This is a genomic window from Methylobacterium sp. 1A, from assembly GCF_058072805.1.
Genome location: NZ_JBYQVE010000002.1, coordinates 2108523 through 2122500 on the forward strand (window position 1 = coordinate 2108523; position 13978 = coordinate 2122500).

Sequence of the window (13978 nt, forward strand, 5' to 3'; positions counted from 1 at the left end):
CCGTGAGCGAGACCAACGATGACGCGGCCGACCTCCTCGAGGCCGGCCGCCTTCTCTTCGCCGGCCCGGCCGACTTCTACGCGGCCGCCCAGATCCTCGACCGGCTGCCGCCCATGGAGGGCGTCGAGATCGCCTTCGCGGGGCGCTCGAATGTCGGCAAGTCGAGCCTGATCAACGCGCTCACCGGGCGCAACACCCTGGCGCGGACCTCGCACACGCCGGGGCGGACGCAGCAGCTCAACTTCTTCCGGATCGGCGAGCGCCTGTCGCTGGTCGACATGCCCGGCTACGGCTACGCCGCCGTCGAGAAGGCCAAGGTCGAGGCGTGGACCCGGCTGATTCACGCCTACCTCAAGGGCCGCGCCAACCTCGCCCGGGTGTTCATGCTGATCGACGCCCGGCACGGCTTCAAGTCGATCGACACCGACGTCCTCGACGGCCTCGACAAGGCCGCGGTGAGCTATCAGGTCGTGCTGACGAAGGGCGATTCCCTCAAGAAGGGCGAGGTCGCGAGCCGCATCGCCGGGATCGAGGCGGGGCTCGCCAAGCGGCCGGCCGCCTACCCGCAGGTGATCCTCACCTCGAGCCGGGACGATTCCGGCGTGCCGGATCTGCGGGCGGCCATCGCCAAGCTCCTGGCGGAGCGCGGCGCGTGAGACTCGCGGGTGTCGACCGCGCGCTCGCGGCGCTCGCCGCCCTGTCCGGGCTGCTCGGCGTCGCGCTGAGCGCCGCCGCGGCGCACATTCCCGGGGCGGACTCGCTGAAGACGGCGGCGCAGTTCCTGCTGTTCCACGCCCCCGCCATCCTGGCGCTGGTCGGTCTGGGGGCCGCGGGCCTCGTCCGGGCCGGTCTCGCGCGCGTCGCGGCCGGGCTGCTGGTCGCCGGCCTGATCCTGTTCTGCGGCGACCTCTCGGTGCGCGCGTGGCTCCAGCACGCGCTCCTCCCGATGGCGGCGCCCACCGGCGGCTTCGCCCTGATGGGCGGCTGGCTCACCGGCATCCTCTGCGCGCTGGTGCCCGCGCGACGCGGGGTCTGACAGGTCCGGCCGGCGGCCCGCCGGCCAGAGTCTTCGCGAGCGGAGCGAAGCAGTCCACGCGGCGCTGGGCCGCGCGATGCGGCGCTGCCCTGGGTTGCTTCGCTCCGCTCGCAAAGACGGCGCCGTCGCGCCCTATGATGCTCTGACCTGCAGGAACTCCAGGGCCGGCCCCTGCGCGTCCGAGAAGATCCCGGCGGTGAGCGCGCCGCCGTAGACGGCCGCGGTGTCGAGGTTGGTGCGGAACCGGCGCACCTCCGGGCGCCCGCTCCGTTGCGGCGTGTGGCCGTGGACCACGTGCCGTCCGAAATCGTGGTCGCCCTCGAGGAACGGCTCGCGGATCCAGAGGCGATCGTGCGCGTCCGAGCCGAGGGCGTCCGCGCCGGGCCGCAGGCCGGCATGCACGTACCAGTGGGCGCCGTCACCGTGCAGCGTCGGGAGCGCCTCGATCCAGTCGAGGGTGTCCCGGGGCAGGCCGGCAGGATCCCGCGCGCCGAACGAATCGAGCGTCGCCTCGCCGCCGTTGTACATCCAGTGCGCGGCCGCGCTCTCCGTCTGGAGTGCGTCGAGCAGCATCCGCTCGTGATTGCCCATCAGGCAGACGACGCGCTCGGGCTCGGCCCAGTTCAGGCGGCTCACGGTGCGGAGCACCGCGGCGCTGTCCGGGCCGCGGTCGATGTAGTCCCCGAGGAACACCAGCCGGTGGGGACGGTCATCCGCGTGGTCGGCGATCCGCTCCAGCAGCGCGTCGAGGAGGGCGGCGCAGCCGTGGACGTCGCCGATCGCGTAGGTGAGGGGGCCGGAATCCATGCGCCATCGTCCACCGCGGCGCCGCGCTCCGCAAGGCCGCGCTGAGCGATGCGCTACGCCGCGAGGGCGCGCATCTCCGCGATGAGGTCCGACTTGCCCTCGAAGCCGATGCCCGGCAGGTCCGGCATGGTGATGTGGCCGTCCTCGACCCGCACCCCGTCGGGGAAGCCGCCGTAGGGCTGGAACAGGTCCGGGTAGCTCTCGTTGCCGCCGAGGCCCAGCCCGGCCGCGATGTTGAGCGACATCTGGTGCCCGCCATGCGGGATGCAGCGGGCGGGCGACCAGCCGAACTCGGCCAGCACGTCGAGGGTGCGCAGGTACTCCACGAGCCCGTACGACAGCGCGCAGTCGAACTGCAGCCAGTCGCGGTCGGGCCGCATGTTGCCGTAGCGCAGGAGATTGCGCGCGTCCTGGTGCGAGAACAGGTTCTCGCCGGTGGCCATCGGCCCGGGATAGTAGGGCGCGAGCGCCGCCTGGAGCGCGTAGTCGAGCGGGTCGCCCGCCTCCTCGTACCAGAACAGCGGGTACTGCCGCAGCATCCGGGCGTACGCGATGGCGGTCTCGAGATCGAAGCGGCCGTTGGCGTCCACCGCGAGACGGCCCCGTCCGTCGATCTCGGCGAGCACGGCCTCGATCCGGCGCCGGTCCTCTTCGAGCGGTGCGCCGCCGATCTTCATCTTCACGACGGTGTAGCCGCGGTCGAGATAGCCGCGCATCTCGGCGCGGAGGGCGGAATCGTCCTTGCCGGGATAGTAGTAGCCGCCGGCCGCGTAGACGAAGACCCGCGGGTCGGCGGCGACGCCCTTCCGCTCGGCGAGCATCCGGAACAGTGGCTTCCCGGCGATCTTCGCCGCCGCGTCCCAGATCGCCATGTCGAGGGTGCCCACCGCCACCGAGCGCTCGCCGTGGCCGCCGGGCTTCTCGTTGCGCATCATCGCGGCCCAGACCCGGTGCGGATCGAGGTTGTCGCCCGCATCGACGAGGAGGCTGTCCCGGTCGGCCTCCAGGATCCGGTCGCGGAAGCGCTCGCGGATCAGGCCGCCCTGGCCGTAGCGGCCGTTGGAGTTGAAGCCGTAGCCGACGACACGCCGGCCGTCGCGGACCACGTCGGTGACCACCGCGACGAGGCTCGTGGTCATCTTCGAGAAGTCGATGTAGGCGTTGCGGATCGGCGATGCGATCGGCTTGGTGACCTCGCGGACGTCGACGATGCGCATGGCTCACTCTCCCCGGTGCGTCCCGGTGCCATAGCGTCGGCGGCCCCCGGTCAGCCAATGCCGTTTCCGGAGCGCGCGATGCGCGGGCGGCATCGGCCCCGTCCTGTCGGAGAGGTGCTATGGATCTGGACTGGGTGCGGGACTTCCTCGCGCTCGCCGAGCACCGGACCTTCTCGCGGGCCGCCGAGGTCCGGCACGTGACGCAGCCGGCCTTCAGCCGACGGATCCGCGCGCTCGAGGCGTGGCTCGGGACGCCCCTGTTCCTGCGGAGCGCGCAAGGGGCGCACCTGACCGCCGCCGGAACGGGCTTCCGCCCGCACGCCGAGGAGTTGATGCGGGGCCTGGACCGGGCGTGCCGCGAGGCGCGGGCCGCGGGCGCGCGCGCGGATGCGAGCCTCGCGATCGCGGCCACGCACGCGCTGTCGTCCACGTTCTTTCCCGGCTGGATCCGCCGGCACGCACCCTTCGAGACGCTGGGCGCCCTCAACCTGATCTCGGACAGCATGGCGGCCTGCGAGGCGATCCTGCTGGCCGGCGAGGTGCAACTCATCCTGTGCCACCACCGCGCGGACCTCCCCACGCCCCTGGACGATGGCCGCTGCGAGTCGGTCCGCGTCGGCGCGGACAGCCTGGTGCCGCTCTCCGCACCGACGTCCGAAGGGGCGCCGCTCTGGCCCCTGAGCGGTGCGGTCCGCTACCTCGCCTACGGCGAGGCCTCGGGGCTCGGCCGGATCCTGGCGGCGAGCGGGGCGGCGGCCGGCCACGAGCCGGCCTTCACGTCGCACCTCGCGGCGACGCTGATGACCATGGCCCAGGGGGGCGACGGTGTCGCGTGGCTCCCGGTGACGCTCGCGGAGGCGGTGATCGCCCGCGGACAACTCGTGCGGGCAGGCCCGGAGGAACTGGACGTTCCGGTGGAGATCCGGCTGTTCCGGACGCGCGAGGGCCGAGGCGGCGCGGCCGATGCCCTGTGGCGGCGCCTGCAGGCGCCCGAGGGCGCCCGGCCGGATCAGGCCTTCGCCACCCGGGCGTAGCGGCCGTCGTAGCGACCGGCCCGGATCTGCTCCAGGACCTCCGCCTCGCGGGCCGCCTGCGCCCGCACGGCGTCGAGCAGGGCGGCCGCGTCGCCGGGCGGGAACGACACGACGCCGTCGGCGTCGCCGACCACCACGTCCCCCGGGCTCACCGTCCAGCCGCCGACGCAGACCGGCACGTTGATCGCGCCGGGGCCCGTCTTGAACGGCCCCCGCGGCGTCGCGTCGCGGGCGTAGCAGGGGAAGTCCGCGCCCGCGAACGCCGCCGTGTCGCGCACGGCGCCGTCGATCACGAAGCCGGCCACGCCCCGGCTCTCCGCGATGGCCTTCATGATGTCGCCCACCAGCGCGCGGCTCGTGTCGCCTGCGCCGTCGACCACGATCACGTCGCCGGGGCGGACCTCTTCCAGAGCCTGATGGATGGCCAGGTTGTCGCCGCTCCGGACGCGGACCGTGAAGGCCGTTCCCACGAGCGCCCCGCCGCGATGGAACGGGCGCAGGCCGGCCAGGACCGGCATCCGCGCCAGACAGTCGCTGATCGTGGCCGTCGAGACATCGCGGAAGGCCGCCAGCACGGCCGGGTCGACGGCGGGCGGCGGCGGATTGCGGGTGATGGCGGACATCGGCCTCGACGTCTCCCTGGCGTCAGCGCCCCCGCGGCATCGCGGCGAATCGGCGAGGGCCGGGGGATCCTGCCCCAGGCCGCGGCCGATGTCGCGATGGAACCCCGGCCCGGTCAGTGATCGGCCGCCGGGACCGTGCCCGCGCCGCCGCCGGTCGCGAGCTTGCGACGGGCATCGGCCTGACCGCTCGTGGCACCGAAGTAGCTGGCCGAGTCGCCGAGCTGCACCGACGGCTGGCAGCCCGGCGTGCACGACAGGGATTCCCGATCGAGACCGCGCTGCACCGTGATCGTCGAGTCCCGCGACGCCTCGACCCGGATGGTCGTCTCGGCGATCATGGCACCGCCGTTGTCGAGGGCGATCAGGTTGGTGGAGCCGAAGCTCTTGCCGGTGAGCACGAGGACGCCGTTCTTCTGCGGCGTCACCTCGGCGATGATCGGGTTCCCGACGATGACGGTCGACGTCTTCTCCGGCAGGCGGAGCACCTTGGCGTTGTCGACGAGAACGGTCACGACGGGCAGCAGATCGGGCTGGCCGGCCGCGGCCGCGGCGCCCGTCAGCAGGATGACGAGGCCGGCGCGGCCCGCGATCGACAGGGTGCGACGCATCGGGGTTCCTCAAGACGGCGGGCGGTCGAAGAGAGCCTACCCGAGGCCCGAGGCTAGCGCGGAACCCGTGAAGGAAGCGCTAAGCAAGACCAAGTCGCGGCACTGTGCCGTATCGGTGAAACCCAACCTTCACCAAACTCGCAGCGAGACAGCCTTTTAGGTCGGTGCGGGATCGATTTAACCGATTTTCAAGGCGTAATCGGCAGTCTGTGCAGGCCGCCGATCGAGACCTGAAAATTCTTCATCGGGCATCGCGCAAGTTTTATCTCGCTCTGTGTTGATCGAAGGATCACCCTCTATGAAGACCCTGTTCACGCGTTTTGCTTCGGACGAGTCCGGCGCCACCGCGATCGAGTACGGCATGATCGCGGCCCTCATCGCCGTGGCCATCATCACTGCCCTGAAGACGGTCGGCACCAGCCTGACCAGCAAGTTCAGCCAGATCTCCGGCAACCTGAACTGATCGAGACCCGTCCGATCTGCGGCAGGTTCGAGACATCCCGCCTCTCCTCGCAATCCGGAGAGAGGCGGGGGTTCCCGGCCTGCCGGGATCGCCGTTGTTCGCGGCGGCGCTCGCCGCCCGGCACATCCGAGGTCCGGACCGGCCGGCAGTCCGCCGGGGCGGACCGTATTGTGTGACGCGACAGGATGCGACGAGATGGGCGCCGAGATGGTCGGTTCAGCGACGGCAAGCCTGGGACTGGCGGGTCTGGGCCCGGCCGGTTTCGGTCTCCTGATACTGTTTCCCTTCCTGATGGCCTACGCGGCCGCCAGCGACCTGCTCACCATGCTGATCCCGAACCGGATCTCCCTCGCCCTCGTGGCCGGGTTCGCGCTGCTGGCCCTGACGAGCTCGATGAGCTGGACCGAGATCGGCTTCCACTGCGCCGCCGGTGCGGTCGTCCTGCTCGTCACGTTCACGCTGTTCGCCTTCGGCGTCATCGGCGGCGGCGACGCGAAGCTCGCGGCCGCCACGGCCCTGTGGCTCGGCTTCGACGGCCTCGGCGACTACCTCCTGGTGGCCTCGGTGTTCGGCGGCGCCCTGACCCTGGCGATCCTGTTCGCGCGGACGCACCCGCTGCCCGGCCGGATCGCGCGCATGCCGTTCGCCCTGCACCTGCACGACGCCAAGACCGGGATCCCGTACGGGATCGCGCTGGCCGCCGCCGCGCTCCTCGTCCTCCCCGAGACCGACGTCTGGACCCGGGCGCTGGCCAGCTGAGGCCGCCGCGGCGATTCGGAGACGCGGGATCTGGAGCCCCGGGCCCGGCCCAGCTAGAAGTCGCGCATGCCCCTCGCGCTGCTGCGTCGCCCCGATCCCGATCATCTTGAGGTCCAGCACGAGGGGGCCAGCCTCCGCATCGCCCTCCGTCGGCGGCCGACCGCGCGCCGCATCACGCTCCGCGTGTCGGCCGCCACCGGCGAGGCCGTGATCACCCTGCCGAGCCGCACCGCCATCAACACGGCGCAGCGCTTCGCGGCGAGCCACGCGGAGTGGATCGCCGCGCGCCTGGCGCGCGTGCCGACCCGCGTGCTCTTCGAGCTCGGAGCCAGCCTGCCGCTCCGCGGTGAGCCCCACCGGATCAGCCAGCGCGGCACCCGGAGCGGTCCCGTCCGCATCGAGTCCGTCGAGGGGGAGGCGGTGCTGTCGGTGTCGTGCGACGCCGCCCACGTGGCGCGCCGGGTCCGCGACTTCCTGGCCCGCGAGGCCAAGCGCGACCTGACCGAAGCGATCGAGCGCTACGCGGCGCGGCTCGGGCAGCGGCCGGTCCGGGTCACGCTGCGCGATACCCGCAGTCGCTGGGGATCCTGCACGGCCCGCGGCGAGCTGAACTTCTCGTGGCGCCTGATCCTCGCGCCGCCGATGGTGCTCGACTATCTGGTCGCCCACGAGATGGCGCATCTGCGCGAGATGAACCACTCCCCGCGCTTCTGGGCGCTGGTGCAGGCGCTCTGCCCGAACACCGACGCTGCCGAAGCGTGGCTCAAGCGCCACGGCACCGGCCTGCATCGCTACGGCTGAGCCGACCTCAGCCCCGCATCAGCCCTGCCTCACCCCTTGACGCGGAGCACCCGCTGGCGCGCCACGGCATCCGCCGGCCAGCTCGGGCGGGGATCGACCTGCCCGGGGCTGAGGGTGCGCGGCGCGACGCTGTCGCAGATCTCCCGCTGGCGGATGATCACCGGGTTGCCGAACTCGTCCCGGCGGCGGACAAGGCCGCCGTCCCTGCAGTAGCCGGCGATGGCCGCCTGACCGTTGCGGCGGCCGTACGGGTTCGCCGCCACGGGCGGATGCTCGATCACCAGCGTGTCCGAGTGGTTCAGCGAGCGTTCGATGTAGGTGGTCTCTCCGACCGGCAGGGACTGGGCTCCCGCCTGCGCGAGGGTGGCCACCAAGCAGGCGGCCGAGAGAGTGAGCGGGCGCATCACGGCGTCAAAATCCGGCGCTGGAGGAGTGTTCGAACACAATCTAGGCCGCTGAAACCGTTACGGGTAGCGCCGACGCGCAACACCGCGCCCGCATCGCTTGACAGCGCGGGGCGGACCATGGTCGGAACACGCCCGATTGTACGGCTCCCGCCGGTCCTCGGCCGGAGCGTTCCGAAGGGATCGGTGGTGCCGCTTCACGCGAGGCTCGTTCGTTTCCGGCGCGCCGCGCTGCCGGTTCTCCTCGCCCTCGTCGCGGCGGCACTGGCGCCCGCCGGGCCGGCCGCGGCTCAGGGCATGGTGCGCAAGACCTTCGACGATTGGCAGCTGCGCTGCGAGACGCCGGCCGGCGCGAAGGCCGAGCAGTGCGCCCTCGTCCAGTATCTCGCCGCCGAGGACAGGCCCAACCTGACCCTCGTGGTCATCGTCCTCAAGACCGCCGACAATCGCGGTTACCTGCTGCGGGTGGTGGCGCCGCTGGGCGTTCTCCTGCCGTCCGGCCTCGGCCTGAAGATCGACCAGACGGATATCGGCCGCGCCGGCTTCGTCCGCTGCCTCACCACCGGGTGCGTGGCCGAGGTCGTGATGGATGACGGGCTGATCCGCCAGTTCAAGAACGGCACGCAGGCCACCTTCATCGTGTTCCAGACGCCCGAAGAGGGCGTCGGCATCCCGCTGTCGATGAAGGGCTTCGCGGCCGGGTTCGACAGCCTGAAATGACGGTGCGGTTCGGGAGCCGTGCGATGATCGGACATCGGAACAGGAGCCTCACGCGGTCCCCGGACATGGTCCGGCGCCGGACCGTCGCTCTCCGGCTCGGCGGCTTTGTGCTCGCCGCGTCGCTCGCCGCCCCGGCCCCGGGCCGGGCCGAGGAGGGCAACATCTTCTCCAACCTGTTCAAGTACGGCGGCACGACGGTCCCGCCGTCGCAGCCCGAAGCCCTCGACCCGGCCTATTGCCCGACGGTCGAGGTCGCCGAGGGCGGGGCCGCCTCGCGCACGCTCGCGGGCGACACGGTGCGCACCCAGTTCTCCCTCGGCCGTCTCGCCCGCGAATGCACGCGGCGTCAGGACGGCTCGATCACCGTCAAGGTGGGCGCCGAGATCAACGTCCTGCTCGGGCCGGCGGGCGCGCCGGGCCGGTTCGATGTGCCGGTGACGTTCCAGATCCGCCACGACGGCAAGACCGTCTCGAGCCGCACCGAGCGGGCCAGCGTGATCGTCGGGCCCGGAGAGGCGCAGGGCTTCGCCACGGTCGTGGCCGACGAGCTGCAGGTTCCGGCCGCCATGACGGCCGATTACGACATCGCGGTGGGTGTCGGGACCGGCAAGGGTGCGGGCGGCAAGCCCGCCGCGAAACCGCGCCGCCGCAAACCGGCTGTCGCCGCGGCGCCACCCGGCGGAGGCGACGCTGCCCAGTGACGCCGCGGCGCGCCTCGGCGATCCGACCCCGCTGATTGCCCGGACCGGCCGCGACAGGCTCTGGCTCGGCCGGAAGACCCAGTTCCGGCTGGAATCCACGGACGATCCCGTCTTCGATCGCCGCCTCGTGCTCCCGGACCATCCCGCCGGCTGGATCGTGCTGAGCTATGCCGGCGATCCGACGAATGCGCCCCGGCGCCCGATCCTCCGCGTCCTGCGAGGGCCTGACGAGACGGTCCAAGACTTCCTCCTGCCGGGAGCCGCGCAGGGGCTCGCCCACTGGCTCGGGCTGATCCCCTCCGATACCCGGGAGATCCGTCTCTCTGCCGGTGCGGACTTCGCCCTGGAGCGGGTCGGCGCCCGGCGCGAGGTCGAGGTGCTCGCGCAGTGCCTCCTGCGCAGGCCCTGGCGCTGCGTCTCCGCCCTCTACGAGCGCGCCCGCGGCTCGGAACGGCGCTACCGCGACATCCTGCGCGGCGCCTGCGCGGTGACCCCGATGGCCCGGTTCCCGGCCTGGGCCGCCGCCCGGACCCGGCCCGCCCGCGTCGCGCCCTCCGCCCTGCGGATCCGCTGCGTCGTTCTCGCGCGAGCCGAGGACGCGGCGGCGCTGTCGGCCACGCGCGACGCGCTGAACGCGCAGACGCACCGCCCCGACTCGATCCAGGTCGCGTGGGCGGGGACGCCGCCCGCATCGGTCGACGGGCCGCTGTCGCATCGAACCTGGGATGCGGCTTCCGGCTTCGACGAACTTTCCGGCAAGGCGGAAGCCCTGTGCCTGCTGCGCCCCGGCGACGTCCCGGAGCCGGAGGCCCTGGCGCTGCTGGCCCAGGCCCTGTCGGGAGCGGACATCGCCTACGGCGACGCGGTCGGCCCCGACGGTCGCCCGCAATTGAAGCCGGACTGGAGCCCGGACCTCGCCCTGGCGACCGGCTATCCCGGGTTTCCCCTGCTCCTGTCGCGGGCGTGGCTGGCCGCGGCCATGGCGCGCCCGGTCGGCCCGATGGCCGCGCTCGCGCCGGCCATCGCGATCGCGGCGATGACCACCGCCGCGCGGGTGGCGCATGTCCCGCGGATCCTCGCCCGCAGCGCCGGAGACGGTCTCGACCCGTCGGCCCGGGCCGCGGCCCTGGACGCGCACCGGTCCGGACAGCCGCTGTTCCGCGCCGGGATCCACGACGGTGCCGTTCGCCTCGCGTGGCCCCTGCCGGATCCGGTGCCGCTGGTGAGCGTCGTCATCCCGTCGCGCGACCGCCTCGACCTGATCACCCGCATCTGCCGCGGGGTGCTCCACGAGACAGCCTACGCGGCGATCGAGCTGATCATCGTCGACAACGGCTCCACCGATCCAGCGGTGCTCGACCACTACGCGACCCTGCGCGGCGATCCGCGCGTCCGGATCCTCATGGACCCGCAGCCCTTCAACTTCGCCGCGATGGTCAACGCCGGCGTCGCCGCGGCGTCCGGGACGATCGTCGTCCTGCTGAACAACGACGTCGCCGTGCTGGAGCCGAGCTGGCTCGAGGCCATGGTCCGGCAGGCGTGCCGGCCGGAGGTCGGCGCCGTCGGGGCGAAGCTTCTCTACGGCGACGGCACGCTGCAGCATGCCGGCGTCGTCGTCGGCCTCGGCGGCCGCGCCGGCCACATCCTGCGCCGCCGGCCCGGTGACACGCCGGGCCATCTCGGCCAGCTGCGGGTGGCGCACGAGGTCTCGGCGGTGACGGCCGCCTGCCTCGCCGTCGCGCGGGAGAAGTATCTGGCGGTGGGCGGCTTCGACGCCGAGGCATTCCCGGTCGACTTCAACGACGTCGATTTCTGCCTCCGCCTCGGCGCCGCCGGCTGGAAGACGGTCTGGACGCCGGCCGCGACACTGGCCCATCTCGAATCCGTCAGCCGCGGTCCGTCCGTCGGGGCCAAGCGCGCGCGCTTCGAGCAGGAGGCCGCCCGCTTCTCCGAGCGCTGGCGGGCCGTGATCCGGCACGATCCGTTCTACCACCCCGCCCTGTCGGTCACGACGTTCGGCGAGGATCTGGAATGACGCCGCGGTCGGACGGCGCATCGGACGGCGCGTCGGGCCACGATGTCGCGACCTATCTCGGACCGTCGCGCCGCTCCTGGCGCGCGCTGGTGGGCGCGACGCGCCAGCTCCTCGCGCATCCCCGGGCGGCGGCCGCGATCCTGCGCGCGCGCGTGACGGGTAAGCGCCTGCGCGCCCGGCAGGCGCTCGCCGCCCTGATCGGGATCGACCATCGGCTCGCCCTGCCGCCCGGGATCCTCGACCGCTTCCCCCCCGCGCCGACCGGTCCGGGAGACGCGATCCGCCTGATCGGCGACGGGGTCCTCGTCGCCGGTGCGCCCGGCCGGATCGCCGCCGCGTTCGCGCGCGAGCCCGACCTGCAGGCGCTGTACGGCGACGCCTTGGTGCAGGAGAGACCCGGCGGCGCGGTGCTGCCGCTTCTGCCGCCGGTCTTCGACGCCGACCGGCTCGCGGCCCTCGATTATCTCGGACCCGTGCTGGCCTGCCGACGCGGCGCCCTCGAGCCCGGCGACGATCCCGGCAGTCCCGCCGAGGCCGCGTTCCGCATCGCCGAGCGCTTCGGTCCCGGCGCCATCGGCCACCTGCCGGAGATCCTGTCGGTCCGGCGCGGCGCCTCGACCGCGACACGGGGCGGCGAAACCGGGCGCGTCCCCCACCACGCGCTGGTGCGCGATCACCTCGACCGGACAGGGCGGGAGGGCGTTGGCGTGGCCGTCGGGCCCGACGGTCTCGTGCAGGTCGAGCATCCCCTGCCGGACGAGCGGCCGCTGGCCAGCCTCATCGTGCCGACCCGCGACCGCCTGGATCTCCTGCGCCCCTGCCTCGAGAGCCTGCGAGGCTGCACCGACTGGCCGTCGACCGAGATCATCGTCTGCGACAACGACAGTCGCGAGCCCGAGACGCTGGCCTACCTGCGGGCGCTGGAGGGGGAGGGGAGGGGGCACGTCGTGCCCTGGCCCGGACCGTTCAACTTCGCCGCGATGAACAACGCCGCCGCGGCCCGCGCCCGCGGCAGGCTGCTGGTCTTCGTCAACAACGACGTCGAGGCCTTCCGGCCCGACTGGCTGTCCCGCATGGCCCGGGAGGCCCTCCGTCCCGACGTGGGGGCGGTCGGCGCCAAGCTCCTCGACGGCGAGGGCCGGATCCAGCACGGCGGCATCGTGCTCGGCACCGGCGGCCTCGTCACCCACGGGCACCGGCACTTTCCCGGCGACGCCCCCGGCTACCTCGGGGCCTTGCGCGTCACCCACACGGTGTCGGCGGTGACCGCCGCGTGCCTGGCCGTCGAGGCGGCGAAGTTCCGCGCGGTCGGCGGCTTCGACGAGGCGGTCTTCGCGGTCGACTTCAACGACGTCGATCTCTGCCTGCGCCTGAACGCGGCCGGCTACCGCACGCTCCTGGTCCCCGGGGCGGTCCTCCATCACCGCGAGGCGGCGAGCCGCCGCTGGACCCGAGAGGCCTGGGCCCGCCACGCGCGCGAGATCGCGGCGCTGAGAACGCGATGGGGGTCGCTGCTGGTGCAGGACCCCCATTATCACCCGGGCTTCGACCCGGAACTCTCGACCCACGCGCGGCTGCGCGCGGGGTTTCCCGAGGCCCGGCCGGCGCCCCTGCGCCGGCCGGGCGCCTGACCGGGCCTACTGCACGAGGCGCGGGCCGCCGCCCTGGACCTTCTCGTTCTCCGACATGATGCCGAGCCGCTTGGCGACCTCGGTATAGGCCTCGATCAGGCCGCCGAGATCCTTGCGGAACCGGTCCTTGTCGAGCTTGTCGGAGGACTTGATGTCCCAGAGCCGGCAGGAATCCGGGGAGATCTCGTCGGCGACGACGATGCGCATCATGTCGCCTTCCCAGAGGCGGCCGGTCTCCATCTTGAAATCGACCAGCCGGATGCCGACGCCGAGGAAGAGACCCGACAGGAAATCGTTGACGCGGATCGCCAGCGCCATGATGTCGTCGATCTCCTGGGGCGTCGCCCAGCCGAAGGCGGTGATGTGCTCCTCGGAGACCATCGGATCGTTCAGCGCGTCGTTCTTGTAGTAGAACTCGATGATCGAGCGCGGCAGCTGCGTGCCTTCCTCCAGGCCGAGGCGCGTCGCCAGCGACCCGGCCGCGACGTTGCGCACCACGACCTCGAGGGGGATGATCTCGACTTCGCGGATCAGCTGCTCGCGCATGTTCAACCGGCGGATGAAGTGCGTCGGCACGCCGATGTCGTTGAGGTGCTGGAAGACGAACTCCGAGATCCGGTTGTTCAGCACACCCTTGCCGTCGATGACCTCGTGCTTCTTCGCGTTGAAGGCCGTCGCGTCGTCCTTGAAGTGCTGGATGAGCGTGCCGGGCTCCGGCCCCTCGTAGAGGACCTTCGCCTTGCCCTCGTAGATGCGACGGCGGCGATTCATAGGCGTGTACCGTGGTTTGAGGAAGTCCATGGGCCGAGGCTCCTGATGCGCGACGATGGGGAGGAATCCGCGGCGCGGCGACCGGACGCGAGGTCGGGCCGCCGGACGGCCTCTGCCCGAGGGCCCCGGCGACCGGCCGCCAAACTAGCGGAAGCGGGCTTCCAGCACAACGCGTTAGCCCGCAGGGCGGGATTGCGGAGGCCGGTCGGGACGTGCCCGGGACGACCTCCGCGACCCGTCGCGCGCGCGTCTCGCGGTCGTCGTGCGGTCGTCAATCGATCGTCTTGGACGGGTAGCGGCAGAGGTCGGCGATGAGGCAGCGCGGGCATTCGGGCTTGCGCGCCTTGCAGGTGTAGCGTCCGTGGAGA

At 72.5% G+C, this 13978-nt stretch carries 17 protein-coding genes (1 of these 17 running past the window's edge); 10 read left to right on the forward strand and 7 right to left on the reverse strand.

Going from position 1 to position 13978, the window contains the following annotated elements; all coding sequences use genetic code 11:
• Positions 1-2 precede the first annotated feature (2 nt).
• Entirely contained in the window at positions 3-656 is a 654-nt protein-coding gene (gene yihA, locus ACX9MN_RS29990; RefSeq protein WP_056526930.1) for a ribosome biogenesis GTP-binding protein YihA/YsxC, read from the forward strand.
• Positions 653-1036, forward strand: coding sequence for a DUF423 domain-containing protein (locus ACX9MN_RS29995; protein WP_489726198.1), 384 nt, complete (start codon positions 653-655; stop codon positions 1034-1036). Before yihA ends, ACX9MN_RS29995 begins: the two co-directional genes overlap by 4 nt.
• A 132-nt stretch (positions 1037-1168) precedes the next feature.
• Here the strand turns inward: ACX9MN_RS29995 and ACX9MN_RS30000 are convergent, their stop codons facing one another.
• Complete coding sequence (locus tag ACX9MN_RS30000; RefSeq protein ID WP_489726199.1) at positions 1169-1843, reverse strand: metallophosphoesterase family protein; 675 nt, start codon at positions 1841-1843, stop codon at positions 1169-1171.
• A gap of 53 nt (positions 1844-1896) precedes the next feature.
• Entirely contained in the window at positions 1897-3060 is a 1164-nt protein-coding gene (locus ACX9MN_RS30005) for a mandelate racemase/muconate lactonizing enzyme family protein (RefSeq protein ID WP_091926260.1), read from the reverse strand.
• Positions 3061-3179: 119 nt separating this feature from the next.
• Here ACX9MN_RS30005 and ACX9MN_RS30010 point away from each other — a divergent pair, with 119 nt between their 5' ends.
• Positions 3180-4094, forward strand: a complete 915-nt coding sequence (locus ACX9MN_RS30010; protein ID WP_489726200.1) for a LysR family transcriptional regulator — start codon at positions 3180-3182, stop codon at positions 4092-4094.
• Here the strand turns inward: ACX9MN_RS30010 and ACX9MN_RS30015 are convergent.
• Positions 4070-4717, reverse strand: coding sequence for an RraA family protein (locus ACX9MN_RS30015; RefSeq protein WP_020092493.1), 648 nt, complete (start codon positions 4715-4717; stop codon positions 4070-4072). The two genes, ACX9MN_RS30010 and ACX9MN_RS30015, sit on opposite strands and share 25 nt — an antisense overlap.
• Positions 4718-4830: 113 nt before the next feature.
• Entirely contained in the window at positions 4831-5325 is a 495-nt protein-coding gene (locus tag ACX9MN_RS30020; RefSeq protein ID WP_489726201.1) for a pilus assembly protein N-terminal domain-containing protein, read from the reverse strand.
• A gap of 298 nt (positions 5326-5623) precedes the next feature.
• On the opposite strand from ACX9MN_RS30020, the gene ACX9MN_RS30025 reads away from it, so the two are divergent.
• The 3 genes from ACX9MN_RS30025 (at position 5624) to ACX9MN_RS30035 (ending at position 7348) form a co-directional block, all read left to right on the forward strand.
• Entirely contained in the window at positions 5624-5788 is a 165-nt protein-coding gene (locus ACX9MN_RS30025; protein ID WP_012320434.1) for a Flp family type IVb pilin, read from the forward strand.
• A gap of 195 nt (positions 5789-5983) precedes the next feature.
• Positions 5984-6547 (forward strand): A24 family peptidase, encoded by a 564-nt coding sequence (locus ACX9MN_RS30030; protein WP_020092491.1) that lies wholly within the window; start codon positions 5984-5986, stop codon positions 6545-6547.
• A gap of 66 nt (positions 6548-6613) precedes the next feature.
• Complete coding sequence (locus ACX9MN_RS30035) at positions 6614-7348, forward strand: M48 family metallopeptidase (protein WP_042669677.1); 735 nt, start codon at positions 6614-6616, stop codon at positions 7346-7348.
• A 29-nt stretch (positions 7349-7377) separates the two neighbouring features.
• On the opposite strand, the gene ACX9MN_RS30040 is transcribed toward ACX9MN_RS30035, so the two are convergent.
• Entirely contained in the window at positions 7378-7752 is a 375-nt protein-coding gene (locus tag ACX9MN_RS30040) for a hypothetical protein (protein ID WP_020092489.1), read from the reverse strand.
• 186 nt (positions 7753-7938) lie between these two features.
• On the opposite strand from ACX9MN_RS30040, the gene ACX9MN_RS30045 reads away from it, so the two are divergent.
• From ACX9MN_RS30045 to ACX9MN_RS30060, 4 genes are read left to right on the forward strand one after another with little or no spacing between them, the layout of a single operon-like run.
• Positions 7939-8472 carry an invasion associated locus B family protein gene (locus tag ACX9MN_RS30045; protein ID WP_012320430.1) on the forward strand — a complete coding sequence of 178 codons (534 nt, stop codon included), beginning with the start codon at positions 7939-7941 and terminating at the stop codon, positions 8470-8472.
• A 23-nt stretch (positions 8473-8495) separates the two neighbouring features.
• Positions 8496-9173 carry a hypothetical protein gene (locus tag ACX9MN_RS30050; protein WP_489726202.1) on the forward strand — a complete coding sequence of 226 codons (678 nt, stop codon included), beginning with the start codon at positions 8496-8498 and terminating at the stop codon, positions 9171-9173.
• Positions 9085-11208 (forward strand): glycosyltransferase family 2 protein, encoded by a 2124-nt coding sequence (locus tag ACX9MN_RS30055; RefSeq protein ID WP_489726203.1) that lies wholly within the window; start codon positions 9085-9087, stop codon positions 11206-11208. The genes ACX9MN_RS30050 and ACX9MN_RS30055 overlap by 89 nt, the downstream gene beginning before the upstream one ends.
• Positions 11205-12839, forward strand: a complete 1635-nt coding sequence (locus tag ACX9MN_RS30060; RefSeq protein WP_489726204.1) for a glycosyltransferase — start codon at positions 11205-11207, stop codon at positions 12837-12839. Before ACX9MN_RS30055 ends, ACX9MN_RS30060 begins: the two co-directional genes overlap by 4 nt.
• 6 nt (positions 12840-12845) lie before the next feature.
• Here the strand turns inward: ACX9MN_RS30060 and purC are convergent, their stop codons facing one another.
• Together purC and nth are read right to left on the reverse strand one after the other, a co-directional pair.
• Complete coding sequence (gene purC, locus ACX9MN_RS30065) at positions 12846-13640, reverse strand: phosphoribosylaminoimidazolesuccinocarboxamide synthase (protein ID WP_010684691.1); 795 nt, start codon at positions 13638-13640, stop codon at positions 12846-12848.
• 241 nt (positions 13641-13881) lie between these two features.
• Positions 13882-13978: the final stretch of an endonuclease III gene (gene nth / locus ACX9MN_RS30070; RefSeq protein WP_489726205.1), read on the reverse strand. It continues 803 nt past the right edge of the window; only the last 97 of its 900 coding nucleotides appear in the window; its start codon lies off the right edge, out of view; it ends in the stop codon at positions 13882-13884.

Excerpts from the sequence above, each read along its gene's own strand:
- ACX9MN_RS30000 (WP_489726199.1), bottom strand. The coding sequence starts at position 1,843 with ATGGATTCCGGCCCCCTCACCTACGCGATCGGCGACGTCCACGGCTGC.
- ACX9MN_RS30005 (WP_091926260.1), bottom strand. The coding sequence starts at position 3,060 with ATGCGCATCGTCGACGTCCGCGAGGTCACCAAGCCGATCGCATCGCCG.
- ACX9MN_RS30010 (WP_489726200.1), top strand. The coding sequence starts at position 3,180 with ATGGATCTGGACTGGGTGCGGGACTTCCTCGCGCTCGCCGAGCACCGG.
- ACX9MN_RS30015 (WP_020092493.1), bottom strand. The coding sequence starts at position 4,717 with ATGTCCGCCATCACCCGCAATCCGCCGCCGCCCGCCGTCGACCCGGCC.
- ACX9MN_RS30020 (WP_489726201.1), bottom strand. The coding sequence starts at position 5,325 with ATGCGTCGCACCCTGTCGATCGCGGGCCGCGCCGGCCTCGTCATCCTG.
- ACX9MN_RS30025 (WP_012320434.1), top strand. The coding sequence starts at position 5,624 with ATGAAGACCCTGTTCACGCGTTTTGCTTCGGACGAGTCCGGCGCCACC.
- ACX9MN_RS30030 (WP_020092491.1), top strand. The coding sequence starts at position 5,984 with ATGGGCGCCGAGATGGTCGGTTCAGCGACGGCAAGCCTGGGACTGGCG.
- ACX9MN_RS30035 (WP_042669677.1), top strand. The coding sequence starts at position 6,614 with ATGCCCCTCGCGCTGCTGCGTCGCCCCGATCCCGATCATCTTGAGGTC.
- ACX9MN_RS30040 (WP_020092489.1), bottom strand. The coding sequence starts at position 7,752 with ATGCGCCCGCTCACTCTCTCGGCCGCCTGCTTGGTGGCCACCCTCGCG.
- ACX9MN_RS30050 (WP_489726202.1), top strand. The coding sequence starts at position 8,496 with ATGATCGGACATCGGAACAGGAGCCTCACGCGGTCCCCGGACATGGTC.
- ACX9MN_RS30060 (WP_489726204.1), top strand. The coding sequence starts at position 11,205 with ATGACGCCGCGGTCGGACGGCGCATCGGACGGCGCGTCGGGCCACGAT.
- purC (WP_010684691.1), bottom strand. The coding sequence starts at position 13,640 with ATGGACTTCCTCAAACCACGGTACACGCCTATGAATCGCCGCCGTCGC.